Annotated in this window: 18 protein-coding genes and 1 riboswitch; of the genes, 4 read left to right on the forward strand and 14 right to left on the reverse strand. The window is 68.4% G+C overall.

Translation table 11 applies throughout. The features are described from left to right. Positions 1-6: 6 nt before the first annotated feature. Positions 7-1,434, reverse strand: coding sequence for an adenosylhomocysteinase (gene ahcY, locus ABEA07_RS21950; RefSeq protein ID WP_345540509.1), 1,428 nt, complete (start codon positions 1,432-1,434; stop codon positions 7-9). Between the two features lie 73 nt (positions 1,435-1,507). Then, positions 1,508-1,575: riboswitch (S-adenosyl-L-homocysteine riboswitch) on the reverse strand. A 116-nt stretch (positions 1,576-1,691) separates the two neighbouring features. Between ahcY and ABEA07_RS21955 the strand changes: the two genes are divergently transcribed. Then, the gene (locus ABEA07_RS21955; protein WP_345540510.1) at positions 1,692-3,320 is read left to right on the forward strand and encodes a peptide chain release factor 3; all 1,629 of its coding nucleotides are present in this window, start codon (positions 1,692-1,694) and stop codon (positions 3,318-3,320) included. Further along, positions 3,320-4,111: an HAD-IIB family hydrolase gene (locus ABEA07_RS21960; RefSeq protein WP_345540512.1), complete on the forward strand. Its 792-nt coding sequence runs from the start codon at positions 3,320-3,322 to the stop codon at positions 4,109-4,111. The genes ABEA07_RS21955 and ABEA07_RS21960 overlap by 1 nt, the downstream gene beginning before the upstream one ends. 36 nt (positions 4,112-4,147) lie before the next feature. On the opposite strand, the gene trxC is transcribed toward ABEA07_RS21960, so the two are convergent. The 3 genes from trxC to uvrA all read right to left on the reverse strand — a co-directional run bounded on the left by trxC (position 4,148) and on the right by uvrA (position 11,759). Then, on the reverse strand, positions 4,148-4,585 hold the full coding sequence (trxC, locus tag ABEA07_RS21965) for a thioredoxin TrxC (protein ID WP_345540513.1): 438 nt from the start codon (positions 4,583-4,585) through the stop codon (positions 4,148-4,150). Between the two features lie 155 nt (positions 4,586-4,740). Further along, the gene (locus tag ABEA07_RS21970; RefSeq protein ID WP_345540515.1) at positions 4,741-5,697 is read right to left on the reverse strand and encodes a tripartite tricarboxylate transporter substrate binding protein; all 957 of its coding nucleotides are present in this window, start codon (positions 5,695-5,697) and stop codon (positions 4,741-4,743) included. Positions 5,698-5,867: 170 nt separating this feature from the next. Continuing rightward, a complete protein-coding gene (gene uvrA / locus ABEA07_RS21975) occupies positions 5,868-11,759 on the reverse strand; it encodes an excinuclease ABC subunit UvrA (protein WP_345540517.1) in 5,892 nt (1,963 codons plus the stop codon). A gap of 252 nt (positions 11,760-12,011) precedes the next feature. On the opposite strand from uvrA, the gene ABEA07_RS21980 reads away from it, so the two are divergent. Next, a complete protein-coding gene (locus ABEA07_RS21980) occupies positions 12,012-13,148 on the forward strand; it encodes an ABC transporter substrate-binding protein (protein ID WP_345540518.1) in 1,137 nt (378 codons plus the stop codon). A gap of 50 nt (positions 13,149-13,198) precedes the next feature. Continuing rightward, positions 13,199-14,047 carry a hypothetical protein gene (locus ABEA07_RS21985; protein ID WP_345540519.1) on the forward strand — a complete coding sequence of 283 codons (849 nt, stop codon included), beginning with the start codon at positions 13,199-13,201 and terminating at the stop codon, positions 14,045-14,047. Positions 14,048-14,149: 102 nt separating this feature from the next. Here the strand turns inward: ABEA07_RS21985 and ABEA07_RS21990 are convergent, their stop codons facing one another. The 10 genes from ABEA07_RS21990 to bioD form a co-directional block, all read right to left on the reverse strand. Further along, positions 14,150-14,296 (reverse strand): hypothetical protein, encoded by a 147-nt coding sequence (locus ABEA07_RS21990; RefSeq protein WP_345540520.1) that lies wholly within the window; start codon positions 14,294-14,296, stop codon positions 14,150-14,152. A gap of 148 nt (positions 14,297-14,444) precedes the next feature. Then, entirely contained in the window at positions 14,445-16,139 is a 1,695-nt protein-coding gene (locus tag ABEA07_RS21995; RefSeq protein WP_345540521.1) for an MFS transporter, read from the reverse strand. 151 nt (positions 16,140-16,290) lie between these two features. Further along, positions 16,291-16,935 (reverse strand): 2-hydroxychromene-2-carboxylate isomerase, encoded by a 645-nt coding sequence (locus ABEA07_RS22000; RefSeq protein WP_345540542.1) that lies wholly within the window; start codon positions 16,933-16,935, stop codon positions 16,291-16,293. 2 nt (positions 16,936-16,937) lie between these two features. Continuing rightward, positions 16,938-17,168, reverse strand: coding sequence for a DUF1289 domain-containing protein (locus tag ABEA07_RS22005; protein WP_345540543.1), 231 nt, complete (start codon positions 17,166-17,168; stop codon positions 16,938-16,940). A 20-nt stretch (positions 17,169-17,188) separates the two neighbouring features. Further along, positions 17,189-17,680 (reverse strand): YbaK/EbsC family protein, encoded by a 492-nt coding sequence (locus tag ABEA07_RS22010; RefSeq protein WP_345540522.1) that lies wholly within the window; start codon positions 17,678-17,680, stop codon positions 17,189-17,191. 169 nt (positions 17,681-17,849) lie between these two features. Further along, complete coding sequence (locus ABEA07_RS22015; RefSeq protein ID WP_345540523.1) at positions 17,850-18,770, reverse strand: hydroxymethylglutaryl-CoA lyase; 921 nt, start codon at positions 18,768-18,770, stop codon at positions 17,850-17,852. Positions 18,771-18,795: 25 nt separating this feature from the next. Beyond that, complete coding sequence (locus ABEA07_RS22020; protein ID WP_345540525.1) at positions 18,796-19,725, reverse strand: 2-hydroxyacid dehydrogenase; 930 nt, start codon at positions 19,723-19,725, stop codon at positions 18,796-18,798. A gap of 10 nt (positions 19,726-19,735) precedes the next feature. Further along, positions 19,736-21,760, reverse strand: a complete 2,025-nt coding sequence (locus tag ABEA07_RS22025; RefSeq protein ID WP_345540527.1) for an acetyl/propionyl/methylcrotonyl-CoA carboxylase subunit alpha — start codon at positions 21,758-21,760, stop codon at positions 19,736-19,738. Positions 21,761-21,789: 29 nt separating this feature from the next. Next, the gene (gene bioB / locus ABEA07_RS22030) at positions 21,790-22,785 is read right to left on the reverse strand and encodes a biotin synthase BioB (RefSeq protein WP_345540529.1); all 996 of its coding nucleotides are present in this window, start codon (positions 22,783-22,785) and stop codon (positions 21,790-21,792) included. Between the two features lie 22 nt (positions 22,786-22,807). Continuing rightward, positions 22,808-23,518 (reverse strand): dethiobiotin synthase, encoded by a 711-nt coding sequence (bioD, locus tag ABEA07_RS22035; protein ID WP_345540530.1) that lies wholly within the window; start codon positions 23,516-23,518, stop codon positions 22,808-22,810. Positions 23,519-23,777: the final 259 nt, after the last annotated feature.

Here is a 23,777-nt window from a genome sequence, read left to right on the forward strand (position 1 = left end):
CCCCGCTCAGTAGCGGTAGGTGTCCGGCTTGTACGGACCGTTCTTGTCCACGCCGATGTAGGCGGCCTGGGCGTCGGTCAGCACCGTGAGCTGGGCGCCGAGCTTGGACAGCTGCAGGCGGGCGACCTTCTCGTCCAGGTGCTTGGGCAGCACGTAGACCTTGCCGGGCTGGTACACATCGGGCTTGGTGAAGAGCTCGATCTGCGCGATGGTCTGGTTGGCGAAGGAGGAACTCATCACGTAGCTCGGGTGGCCCGTGCCGCAGCCCAGGTTGACCAGCCGGCCCTTGGCCAGCAGGATGATGCGCTTGCCGTCCGGGAAAATCACGTGGTCGACCTGCGGCTTGATCTCTTCCCACTGGTACTTCTCGAGCGAGGCGACCTCGATCTCGTTGTCGAAGTGGCCGATGTTGCAGACGATGGCCTGGTCCTTCATCGCAGCCATGTGGGCGTGCGTGATGACGTCCTTGTTGCCGGTGGTGGTGACGAAGATGTCGGCCTTGTCGGCCGCGTACTCCATCGTCACGACGCGGTAGCCTTCCATGGCCGCCTGCAGCGCGTTGATGGGGTCGATCTCGGTCACCCACACCTGGGCGCTCAGTGCGCGCAGGGCCTGGGCCGAGCCCTTGCCCACATCGCCGTAGCCGGCCACCACCGCCACCTTGCCGGCGATCATCACGTCGGTGGCGCGCTTGATGCCGTCCACCAGCGACTCGCGGCAGCCATACAAGTTGTCGAACTTGCTCTTCGTCACCGAGTCGTTGACGTTGATGGCGCGGAACAGCAGCGTGCCCTTGGCCGCCATTTCGTTGAGGCGGTGCACGCCGGTGGTGGTCTCTTCGGTCACGCCGATGATGTCGGCCGACTTGCGGGTGTACCAGGTGGCATCGGCGGCCAGCTTGGCCTTGATCGCGGCGTAGAGGATGCGCTCTTCCTCGCTCGTCGGATTGGCCAGCACGCTCCGGTCCTTCTCGGCCTTCTGGCCCAGGTGCATCAGCAGCGTGGCGTCGCCGCCGTCGTCGAGAATCATGTTCGGGCCTTCGCCGGCCGAACCCTTCGGGCCGAAGTCGAAGATGCGGTGGGTGTAGTCCCAGTAGTCCTCCAGCGACTCGCCCTTGATCGCGAACACCGGCGTGCCGTTCGCGGCGATCGCGGCCGCGGCGTGGTCCTGCGTGGAGAAGATGTTGCAGGAGGCCCAGCGCACGGTGGCGCCCAGCGCCTGAAGCGTTTCGATCAGCACCGCGGTCTGGATCGTCATGTGCAGCGAGCCGGTGATGCGCGCGCCCTTGAGCGGCTGGCTCTTGGCGTATTCGTCGCGGATGGCCATCAGGCCGGGCATTTCGGTTTCCGCGATGCGGATTTCCTTGCGGCCCCAGGCGGCCAGGGAGATGTCGGCGACCGCCTGGTCGGCGGTGGGTTTGAGTACAGCGCTCATGTCGGGCTCCAAAACGAGTTTTGAAAATGCCGCTGGGCCGGGCTGGGTCGGGAAATGGACTCACCGCGAGGACAGCGGGTGAGCGTGGTTGCGAAGGGGTCCGAGCCTCACGCCTGATGGCGCTGCAACGCTCCTCGGAAGCGGCGCATTTTACCCGAGCGCTGCCCGGATGCCACCGGCCGCCGATAATCGCGGGTTCGGCCGGCCGCCCGTGCCGCCCGTGCCGCCCGTGCCGCCCACGATTCCAGCGCCCTCCCATGTCCTTCGCTTCCGAAACCCGCCGCCGCCGCACCTTCGCGATCATCTCCCACCCCGACGCCGGCAAGACCACGCTCACCGAAAAACTGCTGCTCTTCTCCGGTGCGATCCAGATCGCCGGCTCGGTGAAGGCGCGCAAGGCCTCGCGCCATGCGACCTCCGACTGGATGGAGATCGAAAAGCAGCGCGGCATCTCGGTCGCCAGTTCGGTGATGCAGATGTCCTACCGCGAGCACGTGATCAACCTTCTCGACACGCCCGGCCACAAGGACTTCTCGGAAGACACCTACCGCGTGCTCACCGCCGTCGATTCGGCCCTGATGGTGATCGACGCAGCCAACGGCGTGGAAGCGCAGACCCGGCGGCTGATCGAGGTCTGCCGCCAGCGCGACACGCCCATCATCACCTTCGTGAACAAGATGGACCGCGAGGTGCGCGAGCCGCTGGACATCCTCGACGAGGTGGAGCGCGAGCTGGGCATGCCCTGCGTGCCGATGACCTGGCCGGTGGGCCAGGGCAAGTCCTTCGGCGGCATCGTCAACCTGCGGACACAGGCCATGACCGTGTTCGAGGCCGGCAGCGAACGCCGCCCGCAGGATTTCGAAGCCATCCCGCTCTCGGAGCAGGCGGCGCTCAAGGCCCGCTTCGGCGCCGAGTTCGACTCCGCGATGGAGAGCATGGAACTGGCCACCGGCGCCTCGCCCGCATGGGACAAAGAAGCTTTCCTGGCCGGCAAGCAGACGCCAGTGTTCTTCGGCTCGGGCGTCAACAACTTCGGCGTGATGGAAGTGCTGGACGCCCTGGTCGACCTGGCGCCGCCGCCGCAGCCGCGCATCAGCACCACGCTGGTCAACCGCCAGCCCGTGGTGCGCGAGATCCAGCCCGACGACAAGGACTTCGCCGGCGTCGTGTTCAAGGTGCAGGCCAACATGGACGCCAACCACCGCGACCGCATCGCCTTCGTGCGCATGGCTTCGGGCAAGTACACGCCGGGCATGAAGCTCAAGGTGCAGCGCACCGCGAAGGAGCTGCGGCCGACCAGCGTGGTCACCTTCATGAGCCAGCGCCGCGAGGCGGTGGAAGAGGCCTACGCCGGCGACATCGTCGGCTTCACCACCCACGGCGGTGTGCAGCTTGGGGACACCATCACCGACGGCGCCTCGCTGCAATTCACCGGCCTGCCCTTTTTCGCGCCGGAACTCTTCATGACGGTGATCCTGAAGAACCCGCTGCGCACCAAGCAGCTTCAGCAGGGCCTGGCCCAACTCGGCGAGGAAGGCGCGATCCAGGTGTTCCGGCCCGAGGTGGGTGGTCCGATGCTCCTGGGCGCGGTGGGCCAGCTGCAATTCGAAGTGGTGCAGCACCGGCTGAAGACCGAGTACGACGCCGACGTGCGCCTGGAAGGCTGCCAGTACACCGGCGCCCGCTGGATCACCGCCGACACGCCGGCCGAGCTGCGGGCCTTCACCGATGCCTACCCGGCCCGCATGGCACGGGACGCGGCCGACACGCTGGCCTACCTGTGCACCTCGCCCTACGACGTGCGGCTGGCGCAGGAGCGCTTCCCCAAGATCCACTTCCATCCGCTGCGCGAGCACGCGGGCCTGGCGCTCCAGACGGCCGGCTGATGCAGCCCCTCTCGCAGTGGCCGCTGGCGGCGCGGCGCGACCTGGTCGGTGTCTTCACCGACATCGACGACACGCTGACCACCGAGGGCGCGGTCACGCCCGATGTGCTCCGGGCGCTCGACGACCTGCGCGCCGCCGGCCTGGCGCGGGTCGCCGTCACCGGCCGGCCGGTCGGCTGGAGCGAACCCTTCGCCGCCGTCTGGCCGGTCGATGCAATCGTGGCCGAGAACGGCGCCGTCGCGCTGGTGCGCAACGCCTCGGGCGCCGTCGAGAAGCGCTACCAGCAGGATGCTGCGACGCGCGCACGCAACTTCGATCGCATGCAGGCCGTGCTGGCACGCATCGAGCGCGAGATCCCCGGCGCGCGGCGCGCGACCGATTCGGCCGGCCGAGAGTGCGACATCGCCGTCGACCACAGCGAATTCACCCGCCTGGACGACGAAGCCATCGCGCGCGTCGTTGCGCTGATGCGCAGCGAAGGCATGCACGCCACGGTCAGCAGCATCCACGTCAATGGCTGGTACGGCGATCACAACAAGCTCGAAGGCGCGCGCTGGATCGTGCGCGCGCTCTGGGGCCGCCCCCTCGACGATGAGATGGCGCGCTGGGCCTACGTGGGCGACTCCACCAACGACGCGCTGATGTTCGAGCATTTCGCGCACAGCATCGGGGTGGCGAACGTGCGGCGCTTCGAGTCCGCGCTGTCGCACCTGCCGCGCTACGTGGCGCCCAGCGAGCGCGGGGCCGGCTTCGCCGAAGTGGCGGCAGCCATCCTCCAGGCCCGCGCCTGAAGGTGGTCCATCGTCAGGGCACGCTGAAGCGCCGGCTCAGCGCAGGTTCGACTGCGTCCAGCGCACGATATCCGCCGCGCCCATGGCGCCGGCCTGGCGCGCGATCTCGCGACCGCCCCGGAACAAGGCCAGCGTGGGAATGCTGCGGATATTGAAGCGCGCGCCGAGTGCCGGCACGGCCTCGGTGTCGACCTTGGCCAGGCGGACCTGCGGCTCCAGTTGCGCGGCCGCTTGCTCGAAACCCGGCGCCATCTGGCGGCAGGGCCCGCACCAGGGCGCCCAGAAGTCCACCAGCACCGGGATCTCGTTGCGGGCGATGTGACGATCGAAGGAGGCGGCATCCAGCGCCGTCGAGTGGGCGGTGAAAAGCGGCTGGTGGCAACTGCCGCAATCCGGCGCGCTGCCCAGCTGAGCGCTGCGAACGCGGTTGGTGGTGTGGCAATGCGGGCAGACGACGTGCAGCGATTCGGTCATGGCAGTTCCTGCGGGGTGATTGCCTGGACTTGGGGCTGGCCGGGGTGATTGCAAGCAGCCTCGCACGCGACGACGCCGCGGGCCCCGCCCCGGCGCTCGCACCGCCGCGCAACGGTGTCACCTCCTTCGAACCGGGCGGACGCCCGCCCCGGCCCTCACTGCGGCTTGGCCAGCCCCAGCTTCTCGATCAACGCCTTCTCGCGCGCAAAGGTGGTCTGCGCAAACTTCGTGTAGTCGGCCGAACTCATGTAGTTGGGCAGCATGTCGTAGCGGCCCAGGGAGGCGACGTAGCTGGGCTCCTCCATCGCCTGCTTGAAGGCATCGTGCAGCTTCTTCACCACCTCCGGCGGGGTGCCCTTGGGCGCGCCGATGCCGAAGGGTGAGTTCTGCACGATGTCGTAGCCCAGCTCCTTCAGCGTCGGCGCATCCGGGAACTTGGCCAGCCGCTTCTCGCCCCAGGTGTTGAGCACGCGCAGCTTGCCGGCTTCCACCTGCGGCGCGAAGCCGGTGCTGTCGGCCGCGGCCATCAACTGGCCGCTGATCACGGCGAGCATCAGGTCGGCGCTGCCCTTGTACGGCACGTGCTGCAGCTCGATGCCGGCCTGCTGCGCGATCAATTCGGTCGTGAGGTGCGGGCTGGTCAGGTTGCCGGTCGAGCCGTAGGTCAGCTTGCCCGGATTGGCCTTGGCGTAGGCGACGAAGTCCTTCCACGTCTTCAGGGGGCTGTCGGTCGGCACGACGATGCCGAAGGCGTAGCCGGTGACGTTGATCACGTAGCTGATGTCCTTCACCGGGTCCCAGTTGATCTTGGTGGTGTAGGGCAGGCGGAAGACGCCCAGCGGGATCTGCGCCACGGTGTAGCCGTCGGCAGGTGCGGTCTGCAGCGCCTGCGCCGGCAGGGTGCCGCCGGCGCCGGGCTTGTTCTCGACCACGATGGGCTGGCCGATGATCTTCGAGGCGTTGTCGGCCAGCTGACGCATGGTGATGTCGGTGGGCCCGCCCGCCGGGAAGGCAATCACCAGCTTGATCGGCCTGGCGGGAAAGGCCTGGGCCAGCGCGAGAGGAGCAGCCAGGCCCAGCAGGGCGGCGCACAGAAGGGAACGACGAAACATGAAAGGCTCCAGGGTCTGCATGGCCCGCCATTTGGCCGCGCGCACCGCTCTGGGGCAATCGGGGCTGACCCCCGGGCCTGTCGCGCCCGCGTCAGGCCCTCGGCCCGTGCCCTGCAGAAAGCCGTCGAGTGGCGCATGCCTCGCCTGCTGCGCGTCGTAGATGGCGCACATCAGGCCTCTTTGCGGATCGGACCGGGCGGAGCCTTCACGGGCAGTTGCAGCACCTCGTGCCGGCTGGCGCCGCGCGCCAGCACGGGCGCGAGCGCCACGCCGGTGTGGGTGCGCAGCCGCACCACCTCCTCCGGCGGCGCCGCCGCCACCACCCGGCCGCCACCGTCCCCGCCTTCGGGCCCCAGGTCGATCAGCCAGTCGGCTTCGGCGATGACGTCGAGGTCATGCTCGATCACCACCACGCTGTGCCCGCCGTTCACCAGGCGGTGCAGCACGTGGATCAGCTTCTCGACGTCGGCCATGTGCAGGCCCACCGTCGGCTCGTCGAGCACGTAGAGCGTGTGCGGGATTTTGTTGCCTCGGCGCGTGACGTCGTCGCGCACCTTGCTGAGCTCAGTCACCAGCTTGATGCGCTGCGCCTCGCCGCCCGAGAGCGTGGGCGAGGGCTGCCCCAGCGTCAGGTAGCCCAGCCCCACGTCCTTGAGCAACTGCAGCGGATGGCTGATGTTGGGCATGGAGGCGAAGAACGTCACCGCCTCGTCCACCTCCATCTGCAGCACGTCGCCGATGCTCTTGCCGCGCCAGCTCACGGCCAGCGTCTCGGGATTGAAGCGCGCACCGTGGCAGACCTCGCAAGGCACCTTGACGTCGGGCAGGAAGCTCATCTCGATGGTGCGCACGCCCGCGCCCTCGCAGCCCGGGCAGCGGCCCTCGCCGGTGTTGAAGCTGAAGCGGCCCGGGCCGTAGCCGCGCGCCTTGGCCTCCAGGGTGTCGGCGAACAGCTTGCGGATGGTGTCCCAGAAGCCGATGTAGGTCGCGGGGCAACTGCGCGGCGTCTTCCCGATGGGGGTCTGGTCGACCTCGAGCACGCGGTCGATGGTCTCGTAGCCCTCGACGCCGCTGCAGCCGGACCAGGCGGGCCGCTTGCCGGCCGCATCGGCATCGCGACCGGCCTTGGTCATGCGCTGCGCGACGATCGCATGCACGTTGGCCAGGAGCACGTCGCGCGCCAGGGTCGACTTGCCGGACCCGCTGACACCCGTCACCGCGACCAGCCGGCGCAGCGGCAGGCTCACCGTGACCTGCTGCAGGTTGTGCATCGAGGCACCGCGCACCGTCAGCCAGTCGGGCGCCCCCGGTTCGGGCAGCGGCACCGGTCGGCGCGGCTGCAGGGGGTGGCGGATGGCGTCGCGCAGGTAGCGGCCGGTCTGCGAATCGCTGGCCGCCTCCAGATCGGTCACCGAGCCCTGCGCCACCAGCCGCCCGCCGCGCTTGCCCGCGCTGGGGCCGATGTCGATGATGTGGTCGGCGCGCCGGATGGTGTCCTCGTCGTGCTCCACCACCACCAGCGTGTTGCCCTTCTCGCCCAGCTTGTGCAGCGCGTCCAGCAGGATGCGGTTGTCGCGCGCATGCAGGCCGATGGTGGGCTCGTCCAGCACGTAGCAAACGCCCTGCAGGTTGCTGCCGAGCTGCGCCGCCAGGCGGATGCGCTGCGCCTCGCCGCCCGAGAGCGTGGGCGCGCCGCGGTCCAGCGTGAGGTAGCCCAGTCCCACCTCTTCGAGGAACTCGAGGCGGCTGCGGATCTCGGGCACCAGGTCGCGCGCGATCTCGGCCTGCCGGCCGGTGAGCGCGATGTTGTCGAACCAGAGGCGGATGTCGGTCACGCTCATGCGTGCCAGCTGGGTGATGCCGATGCCGCCCTCACCCCAGCCCTCGCCCGCAGGCGGGAGCGGGAGCAAGCCGGGGTTGGGCTTCGACGCCCTCTCCTGGCCGGGGAGCGGGTGGCGGTGAGGGGCCCCTCCGCCGAACAAGACGCCCCGGGCCGTCGCATTCAACCGGGTCCCCTGGCAGGTCGGGCAGATCACGTCGCCCACGTCCTCCGCTTCCGGCTCCGCGAAGGTCTGCTCGCGCCCGCGGTTGTCTTCGGCCATCGTCGAGTCGTCGTAGACCTTGCGCTGCTCCTTGGTGAGCTTGACCCCGGTGCCCACGCAGTCGGGGCACCAGCCATGCTTGCTGTTGTAGGAGAAGAGGCGCGGGTCCAGCTCGGCGTAACTGGTGCTGCACACGGGGCAGGCGCGCAACGTGGAGAAGACATGCACGCGGCCGATCGCCGAGGTGGGCGCACCGGCCATCATCGCGCCGCGCAGCCCGGTGAGGTCGCTGAGCACGTGCACCACGCCCTTGCCGTGCTCCAGCGCCCGCGCGAGCGCCTCGCGCAGCTCGGCCTCCTTGCCGGGCTCCACGTCCAGGCTGGCCACCGGCAGCTCGATGGTGTGCTCCTTGAAGCGGTCGATGCGCGGGAAGCCGGTGGTGGGAAGGAACTCGCCGTCGACCCGCAGGTGGGTGAAACCGCGCGGCCGCGCCCAGTCGGCCAGCTCGGTGTAGACGCCCTTGCGGTGGGTGACCAGGGGCGCCAGCAGGCCGATGTGCTGGCCGCGGAAGTTCTTCAGCAGCTGCGCCACGATGCTGTCGGGCGTCTGCGGCTGCACCGCCGCTCCGTCGTTCACGCAATGCTGCACGCCCAGCTTGACGTACAGCAGCCGAAGGAAGTGCCAGACCTCGGTGGTGGTACCGACCGTGCTCTTGCGCCCGCCGCGGGAGAGCCGCTGCTCGATCGCCACGGTGGGCGGGATGCCGTAGACCGCATCCACCTCCGGCCGGCCCGCCGGCTGCACGATGCTGCGCGCATAGGCGTTGAGCGATTCGAGGTAGCGCCGCTGTCCCTCGTTGAAGAGGATGTCGAAGGCCAGCGTGGACTTGCCCGAGCCGCTGACGCCCGTCACCACGCTGAACTTGCCGCGCGGGATGTCCACCGACAGGTTCTTGAGGTTGTGCTCGCGCGCATGGACGATCTGCACCGCATCGCGGCCCGGCGCCGGCTGGGCCTTCGCCGCATAAGCGCGGGCCGCGCGCTCGGCCACCTTGTAGGCGCCCGGGCCGATGGCGAGCTCGTAGTCGACCAGGGCCGCGCCGGTCAGCGAGGCGCGGTTCTCGCGCACCTGCTCGGGCGCGCCCACCGCCACCACCTGGCCGCCACCCTCGCCACCTTCGGGGCCGAGGTCGATGATCCAGTCGCTGGCGCGGATGACGTCGAGGTTGTGTTCGATCACGATCAGCGAATGGCCGGCATCGAGCAGCTTGCGCAGCGCACGCATCAGCCGGGCGATGTCGTCGAAATGCAGCCCCGTGGTCGGTTCGTCGAACAGGAACAGCGTGCCCTTGCGCGCCAGCGGCTGCTTGCTGGCGCTGGCGGTCTTGGCCGCTTCGGCCAGGAAGCCCGCGAGCTTGAGCCGCTGCGCCTCGCCGCCCGAGAGCGTGGGCACCGGCTGGCCCAGCTTCACGTAATCCAGGCCCACGTCGGCGATGGGCTGCAGCACGCGCAGCACCTCGCGGTCTTCCGCGAACAGCGCCGCGGCCTCCGCCACGGTCAGCTCGAGGATGTCGGCGACGTTGTGGCTGCGCCCGCCGCGCTCGATCTTCACTTCCAGGATCTCGGGGCGGTAGCGCTTGCCGTCGCAGTCGGGGCAGCGCAGGTACACGTCCGACAGGAACTGCATCTCCACGTGCTCGAAGCCCGAGCCGCCGCAGGTGGGGCAGCGCCCGTCGCCGCTGTTGAAGCTGAACTTCGAGGCGGTGTAGCCGCGCTGCTTCGACAGCGCCGCGGTGGCGAAGATCTCGCGCACCGCATCCCACGCACCCACGTAGCTCGCGGGGTTGGAGCGCGCCGTCTTGCCGATCGGGGACTGGTCGACGAAGACCACGTCGCTCAGCTGCTCGGCCCCGAGCAAGCGGTCGTGCGCGCCCGGCGCTTCGGTGGCCTTGCCGAAGTGGCGCATCAGCGCGGGCGCCAGCACGTCCTGGATCAGCGTGGACTTGCCCGAGCCGCTGACGCCGGTCACGCACACCAGCCGGGCGAGCGGGAACTCGACGCTGATGCCCTGCAGGTTGTGCTCGCGCACGCCCTCCAGCACCAGGCGCGGCGTGTTGTCGCTCACCATGCGCTTGAAGCCCATGCCGATCTGCTTGCGCCCGCCCAGGTATTGGCCGGTCAGGGTGTCGGCGCTGCGCAGGGCGCCGGTCGTGCCGTCGAAGACGATGCGGCCGCCGCGCGCGCCTGGCCCCGGGCCCATGTCGATCACCCGGTCGGCGGCCAGCATCACGGCCGGGTCGTGCTCCACCACCACCAGCGTGTTGCCGGCGTCGCGCAGGCGCAGCATGGCCTGCGTGATGCGGTTCATGTCGCGCGGATGCAGGCCGATGCTGGGCTCGTCCAGCACGAAAAGGGTATTGACCAGCGAGGTCCCTAGCGCGGTCGTCAGGTTGATGCGCTGCACCTCGCCGCCGCTGAGGGTGCGGCTCTGGCGGTCGAGCGTGAGATAGCCGATGCCGACGTCGTGCAGGTAGCGCAGGCGGGTGGTGATTTCTTCGAAGAGGAGCTTCAGGGCCTGCAACTCGCCCTCGTTCGCGGGGTTGCCGTTGCCGTGGTGCTCGATGCCGTCGAAGAACTGCCGCAGCCGCTCGATCGGCAGCAGCATGAGGTCGTGCAGGCACAGGCCCGGAAGCGCCTCGAGCTGCGCGCGCGACCACTTCACGCCCACCGGCATGAAGCGCTTCTCGGGCGGCAGCACCGCGTCGGCATCTTCCTTGCCGCCGATGCGCCACAGCAGGCTTTCCAGCTTCAGCCGCGCGCCGCCGCAGGCCGGGCACGGCGTGTAGCTGCGGTACTTGGACAAGAGCACGCGAATGTGCATCTTGTAGGCCTTGCTCTCCAGGTAGCCGAAGAAGCGGCGCACGCCGTACCACTGCTGATTCCACTTCCCGTTCCAGTTCGGCGAGCCCTCGATCACCCAGTTCTTCTGCTCGGGCGTGAGCTTGTTCCAGGGTGTGTCGCGCGGAATGCCGGCGGCCTCGGCATGGCGCATCAGGTCGTCCTGCGCTTCCTTCCAGGCCGGGGTCTGGATGGTCTTGATCGCACCGGCGCGCAGCGTGAGCTTGTCGTTGGGAATCACCAGCCCCAGGTCCACGCCGATGACACGGCCGAAGCCGCGGCAGGTCTCGCAGGCGCCTACGGCCGAGTTGAAGGAGAACATCGAGGGGATCGGGTCCGTGTAGCGGATGTCGCTCTCGGGGCAATGCAGGCCGGTGGAGAACTTCCAGACCTCGGGCGCCACGCCTTCATCGGCGGACAGCGCGTGCACGGTCAGCCGCCCGCTGCCGCGCTTGAGTGCCACCTCGATCGCCTCGATCACCCGCGCGCGCTCCGCAGTCGCCATGCGGAAGCGGTCGGCCACCACGTCGAGCACCTTGCGCGGCCCGGTGGGCGTGGCGATCTCGCGCTCCCCCTGGATGCGCGTGAAGCCGCTGGCGGAAAGCCACTGCTGCACCTCGTCCGCGCTGGTGCCGGCCGGCAGCTCGACCGGGAAGGTCAGCACCACGCGCGGATCGCCGGCCGCCGCGGCACGGACTGCCAGCTCGGCATAGATGGAATCGGGCGTGTCGTGCCGCACCGGCAGCGCCGTCTCGCGGTCGAAGAGCTGGGCCGCGCGGGCATAGAGCAACTTCAGGTGGTCGTTCAGCTCGGTCATCGTCCCCACCGTCGAGCGGGACGAGCGCACCGGGTTGGTCTGGTCGATGGCGATGGCGGGCGGCACGCCCTCCACCTTGTCGACCGCCGGCTTGTCCATCCGGTCGAGGAACTGTCGGGCATAGGCCGAGAAGGTCTCGACGTAGCGGCGCTGGCCTTCGGCGTAGAGGGTGTCGAACACCAGGCTCGACTTGCCCGAACCGCTCGGGCCGGTGACCACGGTCATCTCGCCGGTGCGGATGTCGAGGTCGAGGTTCTGGAGGTTGTGCTGGCGTGCACCGCGAATCCGGATGGAGCCCTGTGTCATGAATGCCTTGGAAATGGGGCAGACATTCTAGGAATCGCGGCGGCCCGGCGTGCAAGGCGCCACAAGGCCGGTCGCCGGGCAGGGGCTTCCACCTCGGCGGCTGCGACGCATTCGGATGCGGACCTGGCAAGACAGCCGCGATTCCGTGTCGTAGTTCCGCCATTGAATCTGACCAAATGTGCTCAAGCGCGAAGAAGTGGCAGGACGCACTTCTAGAGTCTCCAAGCCCCCACTTCGAGGAGTTTCCGCGCCATGTCCGCCATCTTCTTCCCGCTTCTTCGCCTCGCCTTCATGCGCATGCTCTGCGCGGCGGTCCTGACAGCCCTGACCGCCGGCGGCGCGTGGGGCGAGATCCTGGTGGGCCAGACCACCGGTGTCACCGGGCCTGCCGCGGTTCCGGTGAACGAGAACATCATCGGAGCCCAGCTCGCGATCGACGCCATCAATGCGCAGGGCGGCATCCATGGCGAAAAGATCGAAGTGGTGCGCATGGACGATGCTTTCGATGTCAAGCGTGCCGGCGAGAACGCCCGTGTGCTGATCGAGCAGAAAAAGGTCGTGGCGATGTTCTTGAACCGCGGCACGCCGCACGCGCAGGCCATGATCCCCTGGCTGGACAAGTACGGCGTGGCGCTGATCGGGCCCTCCACGGGCGCCATGGTCCTGCAGAAGCCGCTCCAGCCGCATGTGTTCAACGTGCGCTCCACCTACCAGCGCGAAGCCGAAAAGGCGATCCTGCACCTGCTCACCGTCAGCATGTCGAGGATCGCCGTGGTGCACGTCGCCGACTCCTTCGGCCAGGACGTGCTGGAGGGCGCGATGACGGGCTTCAGCAAGGGCAAGGCAACCCCCGCGGCGGTCGTGCCGGCCGACCGCGACAAGCCGGACTACGCAACCATCATCCCGAAGATCGCGAACGCCCAGGCCGTGCTGTGGATCGGCTCCAGCGCGGGCGTCGCCGAAGGCATCAAGGCGCTGCGCGCGGCCGGCTCGGCGGCCCAGGTCGTCACGCTGTCCAACAATGCCTCGGGCGGCTTCATCAAGCAGTTGGGGGCCGCGAGCCAGGGCGTGATCGTCACGCAGGTGTTCCCGAGCGAGCGCTCGATCGCGCATCCGATGGTCAAGGAGGCCCTGGCACTCGCGCAGGCCAAGGGGCAGAAGGAACTGTCACCGGCCGTCCTGGAAGGCTACGCCTCGGCCAAGGTCCTGGTCGAGGCCCTGCGCCGCGCCGGCCCCAAACCCACCCGCGCCAAGGTCCTGGCCGCCCTCGAGACCATGCGGTCCTACGACGTCGGCGGTGGCCTGACGGTCAACTACACGCCGGAGGTTCACGCGGGCATCGACTTCACCGACTTGTCGATCATCAGCGGGGGCAAGTTCAGGCGATAAGCGGGAGCGGGAGCGGACGGCCACCTCGTCATGCTTACTCGAGCAAAACCATGAAGCCCGTACAGAACTTACCCAAGACCTGTTTCACCGCCAGCCCAGCCAAGAGGGCATCTGCAACCCTCAAATTCAAGCCTATCTATGAATTCAGCATCGATAGCGAGGAAGACAGGGCAAATCTGAAACTTATCCGCGATGCGCTGGCCGGCATGGCGCTGCCACTCAGTCACGATCTCGCGCTCTATCACTGGTCGACGACAAAAGAGACGGCTCAAGGGATCGCCGAAATGGGTACCGCACCCGGCATGAGGGAAGGACGTGGATCCGGAATATGCGGCCGCGGGTTCTATGTCGAAGTCGAGGAGGTCGAGGGCATGGCGCCGCTGCCGGCAGGCCACGCCAGCTCACACGAAAACCCCGCACTGCTGAAAATCACGCAGCGTGCGCACGAGATGAGAGTTCTGAACTGCAACAACCGGGATCTGCAAACGTGGTTTGAAGAGACCGGGCTTTCGGGGCCCAGTCCTCAAGGCGCGGATGACATCATGAACGCCCTGGCGCAGATCGACAACGCTTGGCCAGAGGCCGACGGCTGGCCGTACTTGATGGTCGTCATGCCTTGGAAATATCAATGCGGCCAACATGACAATGATCCCAGGCCCGCTGACCAGTGTGTGATCAAGCATCCAATCGCCGGCGGCGTGGCCGGCTGTTCGATCACCCTCATCGAAAACCCGGTGCTGCCTGCGAAGCCTGACATACCGGATTTGTCAAGCGACGACGAAGGGCCGACCTCACCGCGAGATACCGACGACGAAACGTTGAGCGATGAAGACACATCTGCCTCGCAGATTGATGATGCAGAAGACCAGATCTTGAGCCAAGGATGGAACAAGGTCTGAGGCGCTCAGCAATGAGCCTTCATCGCATCGAGGCAGGCATTCGAAACTGCCGATCTTCGGCGACGGGCGTTCCCGCGCAGAAGGCAGAGCGCACGCGCGGCGCTACTTCGACTTCTCGTCAGCCGCGGGCGCGTGTGTGACGTCGCCGCCGTGTTTCTCCCCCGACATGTCGACCTTGTCTCCCGCCTGCATGATCACGAACAAGGCGAGGGCGGCAAAGGCGACGAAGGCAACGGCGATTTTCCACATGGTCGGGCTCCCGGGGGATGTTCAGGAAGTATGGCTAGACGTGCTCAAGAAAAAGGCCTCGCGCCATGCGCAGCAGAGCGCATGCATGGCACGAAGCCTCTTTGTTGAACACGGCAGGCCGTAGCGACGGCCCGCCGGGAGCGCGCGCTCAGTCCTTGGCGTAGATGTCCACGTCCTTGGTCTCGCGCACGAACAGCGTGCCGATCACCAGGGTCATGCCCGCGATGATGATCGGGTACCACAGGCCGTTGTACATGTTGCCGGTCGAGGCCACGATCGCGAAGGCGGTGGTCGGCAGCAGCCCCCCGAACCAGCCGTTGCCGATGTGGTACGGCAGGCTCATCGAGGTGTAGCGGATGCGGGTCGGGAACAGCTCGACGAGCATGGCGGCGATCGGGCCGTACACCATGGTGACCAGGATCACCAGGTAGGTCAGCAGCACCACCACCATCAGCTTGTTCATCTTGGCGGGGTCGGCCTTGGCCGGGTAGCCGGCGGCCTTCAGGTCATCGGACACGCTCTTCTTGAAGGCGGCGATCTCCTTGGAGGAAGCCTCGTCGAACTTGTGGTTGGCCACGTTGCCGACCGGCGCCTCGATCGTCTTGTCGCCGATCTTGATCACGGCCTTGGAGCCGGGAGCGCCCGCGACGTTGTCGTAGCTCACCGAGTTCTGCACCAGGTAGCGCTTGGCGATGTCGCAGGAGCTCTTGAAGTCGATCTCGCGCGCCACCGGGTTGCCCTGGAAGGAGCAGGAAGCCGGGTCAGCCGTCACGGTCACACCGGCTGTCGCCTGGGCCTTGGCCAGGTCCGGGTTGGCGTACTCGGTCAGCATCTTGAAGACCGGGAAGTAGGTCACCACCGCCAGCAGGCAGCCCGCCATGATGATGGGCTTGCGGCCGATCTTGTCGGACAGCGAGCCGAAGACCACGAAGAAAGGCGTGCCGATCAGCAGCGCGGCCGCGATCATCAGGTTGGCGCTGGTGGGATCGACCTTGAGCTGCTGCGTCAGGAAGAACAGCGCGTAGAACTGGCCCGAGTACCAGACCACGGCCTGGCCGGCGGTCAGGCCGACCAGCGCCAGGATCACGATCTTCAGGTTCTTCCACTGACCGAAGGATTCGGCCAGCGGCGCCTTCGAGGTCTTGCCTTCGGCCTTCATGCGCTGGAAGGCGGGCGATTCCGACAGCGACAGCCGGATCCACACCGAGATGGCCAGCAGGGCGATCGACACCAGGAAGGGCACACGCCAGCCCCAGGACGCGAAGGCTTCCTCGCCGAGCCAGGTGCGCACACCCAGGATCACCAGCAGGCTCAGGAACAGGCCCATCGTGGCGGTGGTCTGGATCCAGGAGGTGTAGGCCCCGCGCTTGCCATGCGGCGCATGCTCGGCCACGTAGGTGGCGGCACCGCCGTACTCGCCGCCCAGCGCCAGGCCCTGCAGCATGCGCAGCGCGATCAGGATCACGGGCGCCGCCACGCCGATGGTGGCATAGCTGGGCAGGAGGCCGACGATGAAGGTCGACAGGCCCATGATCAGGATGGTCACGAGGAAGGTGTATTTGCGCCCGATCATGTCGCCGAGCCGGCCGAACACGATGGCGCCGAAGGGCCGCACCAGGAAGCCGGCCGCGAAGGCCAGCAGCGCGAAGATGAAGGCCGCGCCCGCATCCAGGCCGCTGAAGAACTGCTTGGCGATGATCGCCGCGAGCGAGCCGTACAGGTAGAAGTCGTACCACTCGAACACGGTGCCGAGCGAGGAAGCGAAGATGACCTTCTTCTCCTCGGCCGACATGGGCCGGGGTGCGCTCTGAGGCGCTCCCCGTGAATCTAGTGTGGCTGCCATTTCGTCTCCTTGGTATTCGACCCACGGCGTGGGCGTGCGCCCATTTTTGGAGCGCCGTCTGACCCTAGGCTTTCGCCAAACTGAATCGTCGCTGACGATTTAGGGTGAAACCCGCGGCCGGCTTTTCAGCCTGTAGAAAACGAATGAAGACTCAGGCTTTGCTGCCACGCAGCAGCGAAGGGCGGGCCGGTGCGGCGTCCCAGTCGGGGCCCTGGAACCAGGCGTCGCCGTGCAGGCAGGCCGCCATCATCGCCAGGCCATCGAAGCCCCAGAAGCAGCGGCCGTCGACCTCGAAGGCCGGCACGCCGAACAGGCCACGGGCGATCGCGGCATCGGTGTTGGCCTTGAGCTGGGCCTTGACCTCGTCGCCGCCGGCATCCCGCGAAAGGCGAAGCTGCGCAGCCAGCGCGGCCAGGCGGCCGGCGTCGCCCGCCTCGCCTCCACCTTGCCAGACATGGCGAAAAAGCGTCTCGGCCACGTAGCGGCTGATGTCGCCATCCTGCGTGGTCGCCAGCGCCAGCCGCAGCAGCGGCAGCGGGTTGAAGGGGTGCGAGGCCGGCATCTCGATGGCGATGCCATGGGTGTGACCCAGCCACAGCACCTGCCGGTAGGTCCAGGCCCGCTTGGGCGGGATCTCGGCCGGGCCCAGCTGGCCATGGTGCTTCAGCAAGGCGCCCAGCAGCACCGGCCGGTACGCCACGTCGTAACTCAGACCTTCGAGCGCCTGCGGCAGATGCTCGAAGGCCAGGTAGGCATAGGGCGAAACGAAGTCCAGGTGAAAGACGATCTTCTTCATGGTCATGGCCTGTCCTCCGCCGCCACCAGGAAACCGGCCTGCGCGCGCAGCTCGACCGCGCGCCAGACGGCACGCTTGCCAGCGTCGTCCATCGTGCGCCAGGCCGCGATCTCGTCGATGGTGCGCAGGCAGCCTTCGCAGAAGCCGCTGAGCGTCTCCATGCGGCACACCGAGATGCAGGGCGAGGGCACGTCCTGCACCACGCCGCGCGCCGCGACCGCGCGCTCGATCAGCCTGCGGGCTTCCTGCGTGCTCACACCACGTCCGCCACCGGCGCGCCGGTCAGGACCTCGAGGTCGCGCGGTGTGAGTTGCACCACCGCGTGCGGATGGCCGGCCGCGGCCCAGACCTCGTCGAAGCGGAACAGCTCGCGGTCGATCAGCATCACCGGCGCCGTGGCATGCGCGAAGGGCGAGACGCCGCCGATCGAAAAGCCCGTGCTGCGCTTGACGAACTCCGCATCGGCCCGGCCCAGCTTCGCGCCGACCAGGGCCTCGACCTTTTTCTCGTCCACCCGCTTGTCACCGGAGGTGACGACCAGGACGGCCGCCTCGTCGCTCTTGCGGCGGAACACGATGCTCTTGGCGATCTGCGCGACCGAGATGCCCAGCGCGTCGGCGGCCTGCTGCGCCGTGCGGCAGGCGTCGTCGAGCATGCGCGGCGCGTGCGGATGGCTGCGCTCCTGCAGAAAGCGTGAGACCCGTTGCACGCCCTCGGGCAAGGCGTTGACTTCGGCGCCACACATTACAGCCGCCCGCCGGGCCGCCCCAAGGGCGGCGGCGCCCCCTCGGGGGGCAGCGAGGACACGTCGGTGCCGAGCGTGGGGGCCAGCCGCCCGCCGGGCCGCCCCAAGGGCGGCGGCGCCCCCCCGGGGGGCAGCGAGGACACGTCAGTGCCGAGCGTGGGGGCCATCATCAGCCTTGCCTCTTGGTGCGGATGGCCTTGGACACGCGCGAATTCGGCTCGCGTCCCAGGGCCTGGTTGATGTAGACGCCGGCATCGATGAGCTGGTCGAGGTCGATGCCGGTCTCGATGCCCATGCCGTGCAGCATGTAGACCACGTCCTCGGTGGCCACGTTGCCGGTCGCGCCCTTGGCGAAAGGGCAGCCGCCCAGGCCGCCGACGGAGGTGTCGTATTGCCAGATGCCCAGTTCCAGGCTGGCCAGCGTGTTGGACAGCGCCTGGCCGTAGGTGTCGTGGTAATGGCCCGAGACTTCGTCGACGCCGTAGTGCGCGAGCGTGGCCTCCAGCGCGCGCAGGACCTTGACCGGCGTGCCGACGCCGATGGTGTCTGCCACGCCCACGTGCTGCACGCCGATACCCTTCATCAGCTTCGCCAGCATGCCCACGCGTTCCGGCGCGATCTCGCCTTCGTAGGGGCAGCCCACCGTGCACGACATCGCGCCGCGCACGAAGATGCCCTTGTCGCGCGCCGCCTCGGCCACCGGCCGGAAGCGCTCGATGCTCTCGGCGATCGAGCAGTTGATGTTCTTCTGGCTGAAGGCCTCGCTCGCTGCGCCGAAGACCACGATCTCGTCGGGCCACTCCTCGCGCGGCGCGGCGAGCGCGGCCTCGAAGCCCTTCATGTTGGGCGTGAGCACCGAGTAGCGCACGCCGGCCCGGCGGCGGATGCCGTGCATCACCTCGGCGTTGTCGGCCATCTGCGGCACCCACTTGGGACTGACGAAGCTGGTGACCTCGATTTCCTTGAGGCCGGCCTCTTGCAGCCGGTGGACCAGGCCGATCTTGACCTCGGCCGGCACGGCCTGCTTTTCGTTCTGCAGGCCGTCGCGCGGGCCGACGTCGACGAGCTTGACGCGGGAGGGGAATTTCATGGCGGGGAGTCTCTCGTGAGGGGGATCAGTATCCGCGCTTCGGATCGACCACGCCGGCCACGGGCTCTCCGCGCTCGATCGCGCGGATCTTGCCGGCGATCTGGGCGATGGAGGCCGCGCGCATCGTGCGTGCCGAGCCGTGCGGAGTGACGGTGATCTTCGAATGGCGCCAGAAGGGATGGTCCGCGGGCAGCGGCTCGAGCTCGAACACGTCGAGCGCGGCGCCGTCGAGCTGGCCGCCGTCCAGCAGCGGGATCAGGTCGTCCTCGACCAGGTGCGCGCCGCGCGCGACGTTGATCAGGTAGCCGCCCGGCTCGCCGTGGTTCAGGCGCGAGAGGTTGCGGCGGTTGAGGATGCCGCGGGTGGCCTCGGTCAGGGGCAGCAGGTTGACCAGCACGCGGCTGGCGCCGAGGAAGGCATCGAACTCCGCCTCGCCGGCGAAGCAGCGCAGCCCTTCGATCGCCTTGGGCGAGCGGCTCCAGCCGTTGACCGGGAACTCGAATTGCGCCACGGCGCGCGCCACGCGCTCGCCCAGCACGCCCAGGCCCATCACGCCGACCGGGAACTCCGCCCGCTCGCGCGGCTTGCGGAAGGCCCATCGGCCCGCGCGCGCCTCGGCCTCGTAGAAGTCGAACTCGCGGAAATGGCGGATCAGCGCGTGGCACACGTACTCGGCCATCTGCACCGACATGCCGGCATCGTCCAGGCGCACGACCTGCGTGCGGGGCGGGAGCTTCAGCCCGAGCAAGGCGTCGACGCCGGCGCCGATGTTGAACAGGGCGCGCAGGCCGGGCTGCTCGTCGAGAAAGGCCTGCGGCGGGGCCCAGACGACCGCATGGTCGGCCTGTGGCGCGCCGGGCACCCAGGCGGCGACCTCGGCCTCGGGCAGGGCTCGGCGCAGGCCCTCGATCCAGGGCTCGTGGCGTTGTTGAGTGAGGCAGACGGTGATTCGCATGCCTCGAAGCTTAAGCGGCAATGCGCAGCAGTTCGGCGCCCTCCGCCACCTGGTCGCCGGGGAGGTAGAGCAATTCCTCGACGGTGCCGTCCGCCGGTGCCGCGATGGTGTGCTCCATCTTCATGGCCTCCATCACCGCCAGTGCCTGGCCCTGGCTGACCTTGTCGCCCGCCTTCACGGCGAAGGACACCACCTTGCCCGGCATCGGCGCCGTGAGGCGGCCGCCTTCGGCGTGGACGTCGCCCGCGTGCGCCATGCGGTCCATGGCCGCGATGCGGCTCGCGCCCTCCGGGGCGAAGACATGGGTGGTCGCGCCTTCTTCGTACAGATCGAGCGTGCGGCGCAGGCCGTCGAACTGCAGTTCGATCTGACCGCCGGGCAGGGTTCCGAAGGACAGCGCCCCCTCGACCTCCCCCACCGTCAGCCAGAGGCTGCCGTCGCGCCGGTAGCGCAGCAACGCCTGGTGCCCTGCGCCGCGGAACTCGAAGTCGAAGCGGCGCTGGTACTCGCCGAGGCCACGCCAGCCGTCGCGGCGCGCGAAGGGGTCGGCCGGCGCCGCGGCGCGCTCGGCCACCAGCACCCGCACCACCGCCGCGGCTGTGGCCAGCGGCAGGCCCAGCGGCTCGCGGTCGAAGAGCACGGCGCGCTCGCGCTCGATCAGCGCGGTGTCCAGCTTCGCCTGCGCGAAGGAGTCGGTGCGCAGCACGCCGCGCAGAAACTGCACGTTGGTCGCCACCCCGACGATGTGCGTCTGCGCCAGCGCCGCGTCCAGCCGCGCCAGCGCCTCCTGGCGCGTGGCGCCGTGCACGATCAGCTTGGCGATCATGGAGTCGTAGAAAGGCGAAATGGCGTCGCCCTCGCGCACGCCGTCGTCGATGCGCACGCGGCTGCGCTGGAAGGCGGTGGCCTGCGGCTTGCGGTACACGCGCAGGGTGCCGGTGGCGGGCAGGAAGTTGTTGTCGGGGTTCTCGGCGCAGATGCGCGCCTCGATGGCATGGCCGTTGATCTGCAACTGCTCCTGATTCAAAGGCAGGGCCTCGCCGGCGGCGACGCGCAGTTGCCACTCGACCAGGTCCAGCCCGGTGATGGCTTCGGTGACCGGATGCTCCACCTGCAGCCGCGTGTTCATCTCCATGAAGAAAAAAGACATGTTGGCCCCCACGCCCGGCGCGGCGCTCGGCGACCCGTCGTCGCGCTGCTCCACGATGAATTCCACCGTGCCCGCGCCCACGTACTTCACCGCGCGCGCCGCGGCCACCGCGGCCTCGCCCATCTCTCGCCGCATGGCCTCCGTCATGCCGGGTGCGGGCGCCTCTTCCAGCACCTTCTGGTGGCGCCGCTGCACCGAGCAGTCGCGTTCGAACAGGTAGACGTAGTTGCCCTGCGTGTCGCCGAAGACCTGGATCTCGATGTGCCGCGGGCGCTGCACGTATTTCTCGACCAGCACGGCGTCGTCGCCGAAGCTGTTGATGGCCTCGCGCTGGCAGGAGGCGAGCGCGGCGGCGAAGTCCTCCGCCTTCTCGACAATGCGCATGCCCTTGCCGCCGCCGCCGGCGCTGGCCTTGATCAGCACCGGGTAGCCGATGCGGCCGGCCTCGCGCGCGAGCAGTTCCGGGTTCTGGTCCTTGCCGTGGTAGCCGGGCACCAGGGGCACGCCGGCCTTTTCCATCAGCTGCTTGGACTCGGCCTTCAGGCCCATGGCCTGGATGGCCGAGGGCGGCGGGCCGATGAAGACCAGGCCGGCCTCGGCACAGGCGCGGGCGAAGTCTTCGTTCTCGCTGAGGAAGCCGTAGCCCGGATGCACGGCCTGGGCGCCGGTGGCCTTGGCCGCGTCGAGGATCTTCTCCCACCGCAGGTAGCTGTCCTTGGGGGCGCTGCCGCCCAGGTGCACCGACTCGTCGCAGGCATGCACGTGGTTGGCATGCGCATCGGCATCGGAATAGACGGCGACCGTGCGGATGGCCATGCGGCGTGCCGTGGCGGCGACGCGGCAGGCAATCTCGCCTCGATTTGCAATGAGGATCTTCTGGAACATGGGGGGCTTCCTGGTTGGCGGGTTGAGTCTCAGGCGTCGCGGGTCCGCATGCCCAGCCGCGCCAGCAGCGCGCGGTCCTTCGCGGCTTGCGGATTGGCGGTGGTCAGCAGGCGATCGCCGTAGAAGATGGAATTGGCGCCGGCCATGAAGCACAGCGCCTGCAGGGCCTCGTCCATCTGCTCGCGGCCGGCGGACAGGCGCACCATGGTCCTGGGCATGGTGATGCGGGCCACGGCGATGGTGCGCACGAACTCGAAGGGATCGAGCGGCTCGGTGCCGGCCAGGGGCGTGCCCTCGACCTGCACCAGGTTGTTGATGGGCACCGACTCGGGGTAGGGGTCGAGGTTGGCCAGCTGCGCGATCAGGCCGGCGCGCTCCAGGCGCGTTTCACCCATGCCGACGATGCCGCCGCAGCAGACGTGGATGCCGGCGTCGCGCACGTGGCCCAGGGTGTCGAGGCGGTCCTGGTAGGTGCGCGTCGTGATGATCTTGTCGTAGAACTCGGGCGCGCTGTCGAGGTTGTGGTTGTAGTAGTCCAGCCCTGCCTCCTTGAGCTGCCGGGCCTGCTCGGCCTCGAGCATGCCGAGGGTGACGCAGGTCTCCAGGCCCAGGGCCTTGACGCCGCGCACCATCTCCTTCACCGGCTCCAGGTGCCGATCCTTCGGGCTGCGCCAGGCGGCGCCCATGCAGAAGCGCGTGGCGCCGTTGTCCTTGGCGGCCTGGGCGGCGGCGAGCACGTCGTCCAGGGCCATGAGCTTCTCGGCCTTGACGCCGGCATCGTGGTGCGCGCTCTGGGGGCAGTAGCCGCAGTCTTCCTCGCAGCCGCCGGTCTTGATCGACAGCAGGGTGGACAACTGAACTTCGTTGGCATCGAAGTGTGCGCGATGGACCTGCTGGGCGCGGTACAGCAGGTCGTTGAAGGGCAGCTCGAAGAGAGCGGCGACTTTTTCGACGCTCCAGTCGGCGTTCTGGGGAATGGCGTGCTGCGCGGCCTTGCGATCGATGAAGGTGAGGGTGTGTTCCATGGGATTGTTTCTTGCGTCGGGTTCACGCGGCCAGTGCCGCTGCGCTGCGCAGCCGTGATTCGAGGGGGCGCAGGTCGAGATGGCGGGCGGCGCCCGCGGCATCGGGCGCCGCCAGGTGTGGCACCACGCCGAGGAACGGTGCGCTTAGGCGCTCGCGCAGGGTGTCGATGTTGGCCTGCAGGGCCAGCATGTGCGGATCGATGACACTCCCGGCCCAGCCGGCGAGCCGCAAGCCGCGGGCGCGGATGGCCTCGGCCGTCAGCAACGCATGGTTGAGGCAGCCGAGCCGCAGGCCCACGACGAGGAGAACCGGCAAGCCCAGCGCCTGCGCGAGGTCGGCGCCGTCGAAGTCCTTGGCCAAGGGTACGCGGAAGCCGCCTGCTCCCTCGACGACGACCGCGTCGGCGTGCTGCGCGAGGGCCTCGTAGGCGCTTCGCAGTTTCGGCAGCTCGATGCGAATGCGCTCTTCCCGGGCGGCCAGGTGAGGCGACATCGGCGCACGCAGCAGATACGGGCAGCGCAGCGCCAGCGGCGCGACGACATTGCCCGCGGCCTGGAGGCGCAGCACGTCCTCGTTGGTCCATTCGCCATCGATCTGCTCGAGGCCCGCGGCGACCGGCTTCATGCCGACCGCGCGCAGGCCCGAGGCTGCGAGCGAGTACAGCAGCGCGCTGCTGATCAGTGTCTTGCCGACGCCGGTGTCGGTGCCTGTGACGAAGCAGTGAAGCGTCATGGGAGTATCTCTTGCTTGTTTCCTCTGGGTGAGGGCTCTGGGTCTTTGTTTTGGCCTTGCTTGTTGGTTGGCGCAGGAGCCGGGAGTTCGCTTCTTGGGCCCCTGTTTTGGCCTTGCTTGTTGGTTGGCGCAGGAGCCGGGAATTCGCTTCTTGGGCCCTTGTTTTGGCCTTGCTTGTTGTTTGGCGCAGGAGCCGGGAATTCGCCCCGGCGGGCGAGTTACTTTCTTTGTCTCGCCAAAGAAAGTAACCAAAGAAAGG

Origin of the sequence: Variovorax defluvii (genome assembly GCF_039541515.1) — a bacterium.
Classification (GTDB): domain Bacteria; phylum Pseudomonadota; class Gammaproteobacteria; order Burkholderiales; family Burkholderiaceae_C; genus Variovorax; species Variovorax defluvii.

Coding starts and splice junctions, on each gene's coding strand:
- ABEA07_RS21960 (WP_345540512.1), top strand. CDS start 3,320: ATGCAGCCCCTCTCGCAGTGGCCGCTGGCGGCGCGGCGCGACCTGGTC.
- uvrA (WP_345540517.1), bottom strand. CDS start 11,759: ATGACACAGGGCTCCATCCGGATTCGCGGTGCACGCCAGCACAACCTC.
- ABEA07_RS21955 (WP_345540510.1), top strand. CDS start 1,692: ATGTCCTTCGCTTCCGAAACCCGCCGCCGCCGCACCTTCGCGATCATC.
- bioB (WP_345540529.1), bottom strand. CDS start 22,785: ATGGAACACACCCTCACCTTCATCGATCGCAAGGCCGCGCAGCACGCC.
- ABEA07_RS21980 (WP_345540518.1), top strand. CDS start 12,012: ATGTCCGCCATCTTCTTCCCGCTTCTTCGCCTCGCCTTCATGCGCATG.
- ABEA07_RS21990 (WP_345540520.1), bottom strand. CDS start 14,296: ATGTGGAAAATCGCCGTTGCCTTCGTCGCCTTTGCCGCCCTCGCCTTG.
- ABEA07_RS22015 (WP_345540523.1), bottom strand. CDS start 18,770: ATGAAATTCCCCTCCCGCGTCAAGCTCGTCGACGTCGGCCCGCGCGAC.
- ahcY (WP_345540509.1), bottom strand. CDS start 1,434: ATGAGCGCTGTACTCAAACCCACCGCCGACCAGGCGGTCGCCGACATC.
- ABEA07_RS21985 (WP_345540519.1), top strand. CDS start 13,199: ATGAAGCCCGTACAGAACTTACCCAAGACCTGTTTCACCGCCAGCCCA.
- ABEA07_RS21995 (WP_345540521.1), bottom strand. CDS start 16,139: ATGGCAGCCACACTAGATTCACGGGGAGCGCCTCAGAGCGCACCCCGG.
- ABEA07_RS21970 (WP_345540515.1), bottom strand. CDS start 5,697: ATGTTTCGTCGTTCCCTTCTGTGCGCCGCCCTGCTGGGCCTGGCTGCT.
- ABEA07_RS22025 (WP_345540527.1), bottom strand. CDS start 21,760: ATGTTCCAGAAGATCCTCATTGCAAATCGAGGCGAGATTGCCTGCCGC.
- ABEA07_RS22000 (WP_345540542.1), bottom strand. CDS start 16,935: ATGAAGAAGATCGTCTTTCACCTGGACTTCGTTTCGCCCTATGCCTAC.
- ABEA07_RS22010 (WP_345540522.1), bottom strand. CDS start 17,680: ATGTGTGGCGCCGAAGTCAACGCCTTGCCCGAGGGCGTGCAACGGGTC.
- ABEA07_RS22020 (WP_345540525.1), bottom strand. CDS start 19,725: ATGCGAATCACCGTCTGCCTCACTCAACAACGCCACGAGCCCTGGATC.
- bioD (WP_345540530.1), bottom strand. CDS start 23,518: ATGACGCTTCACTGCTTCGTCACAGGCACCGACACCGGCGTCGGCAAG.
- trxC (WP_345540513.1), bottom strand. CDS start 4,585: ATGACCGAATCGCTGCACGTCGTCTGCCCGCATTGCCACACCACCAAC.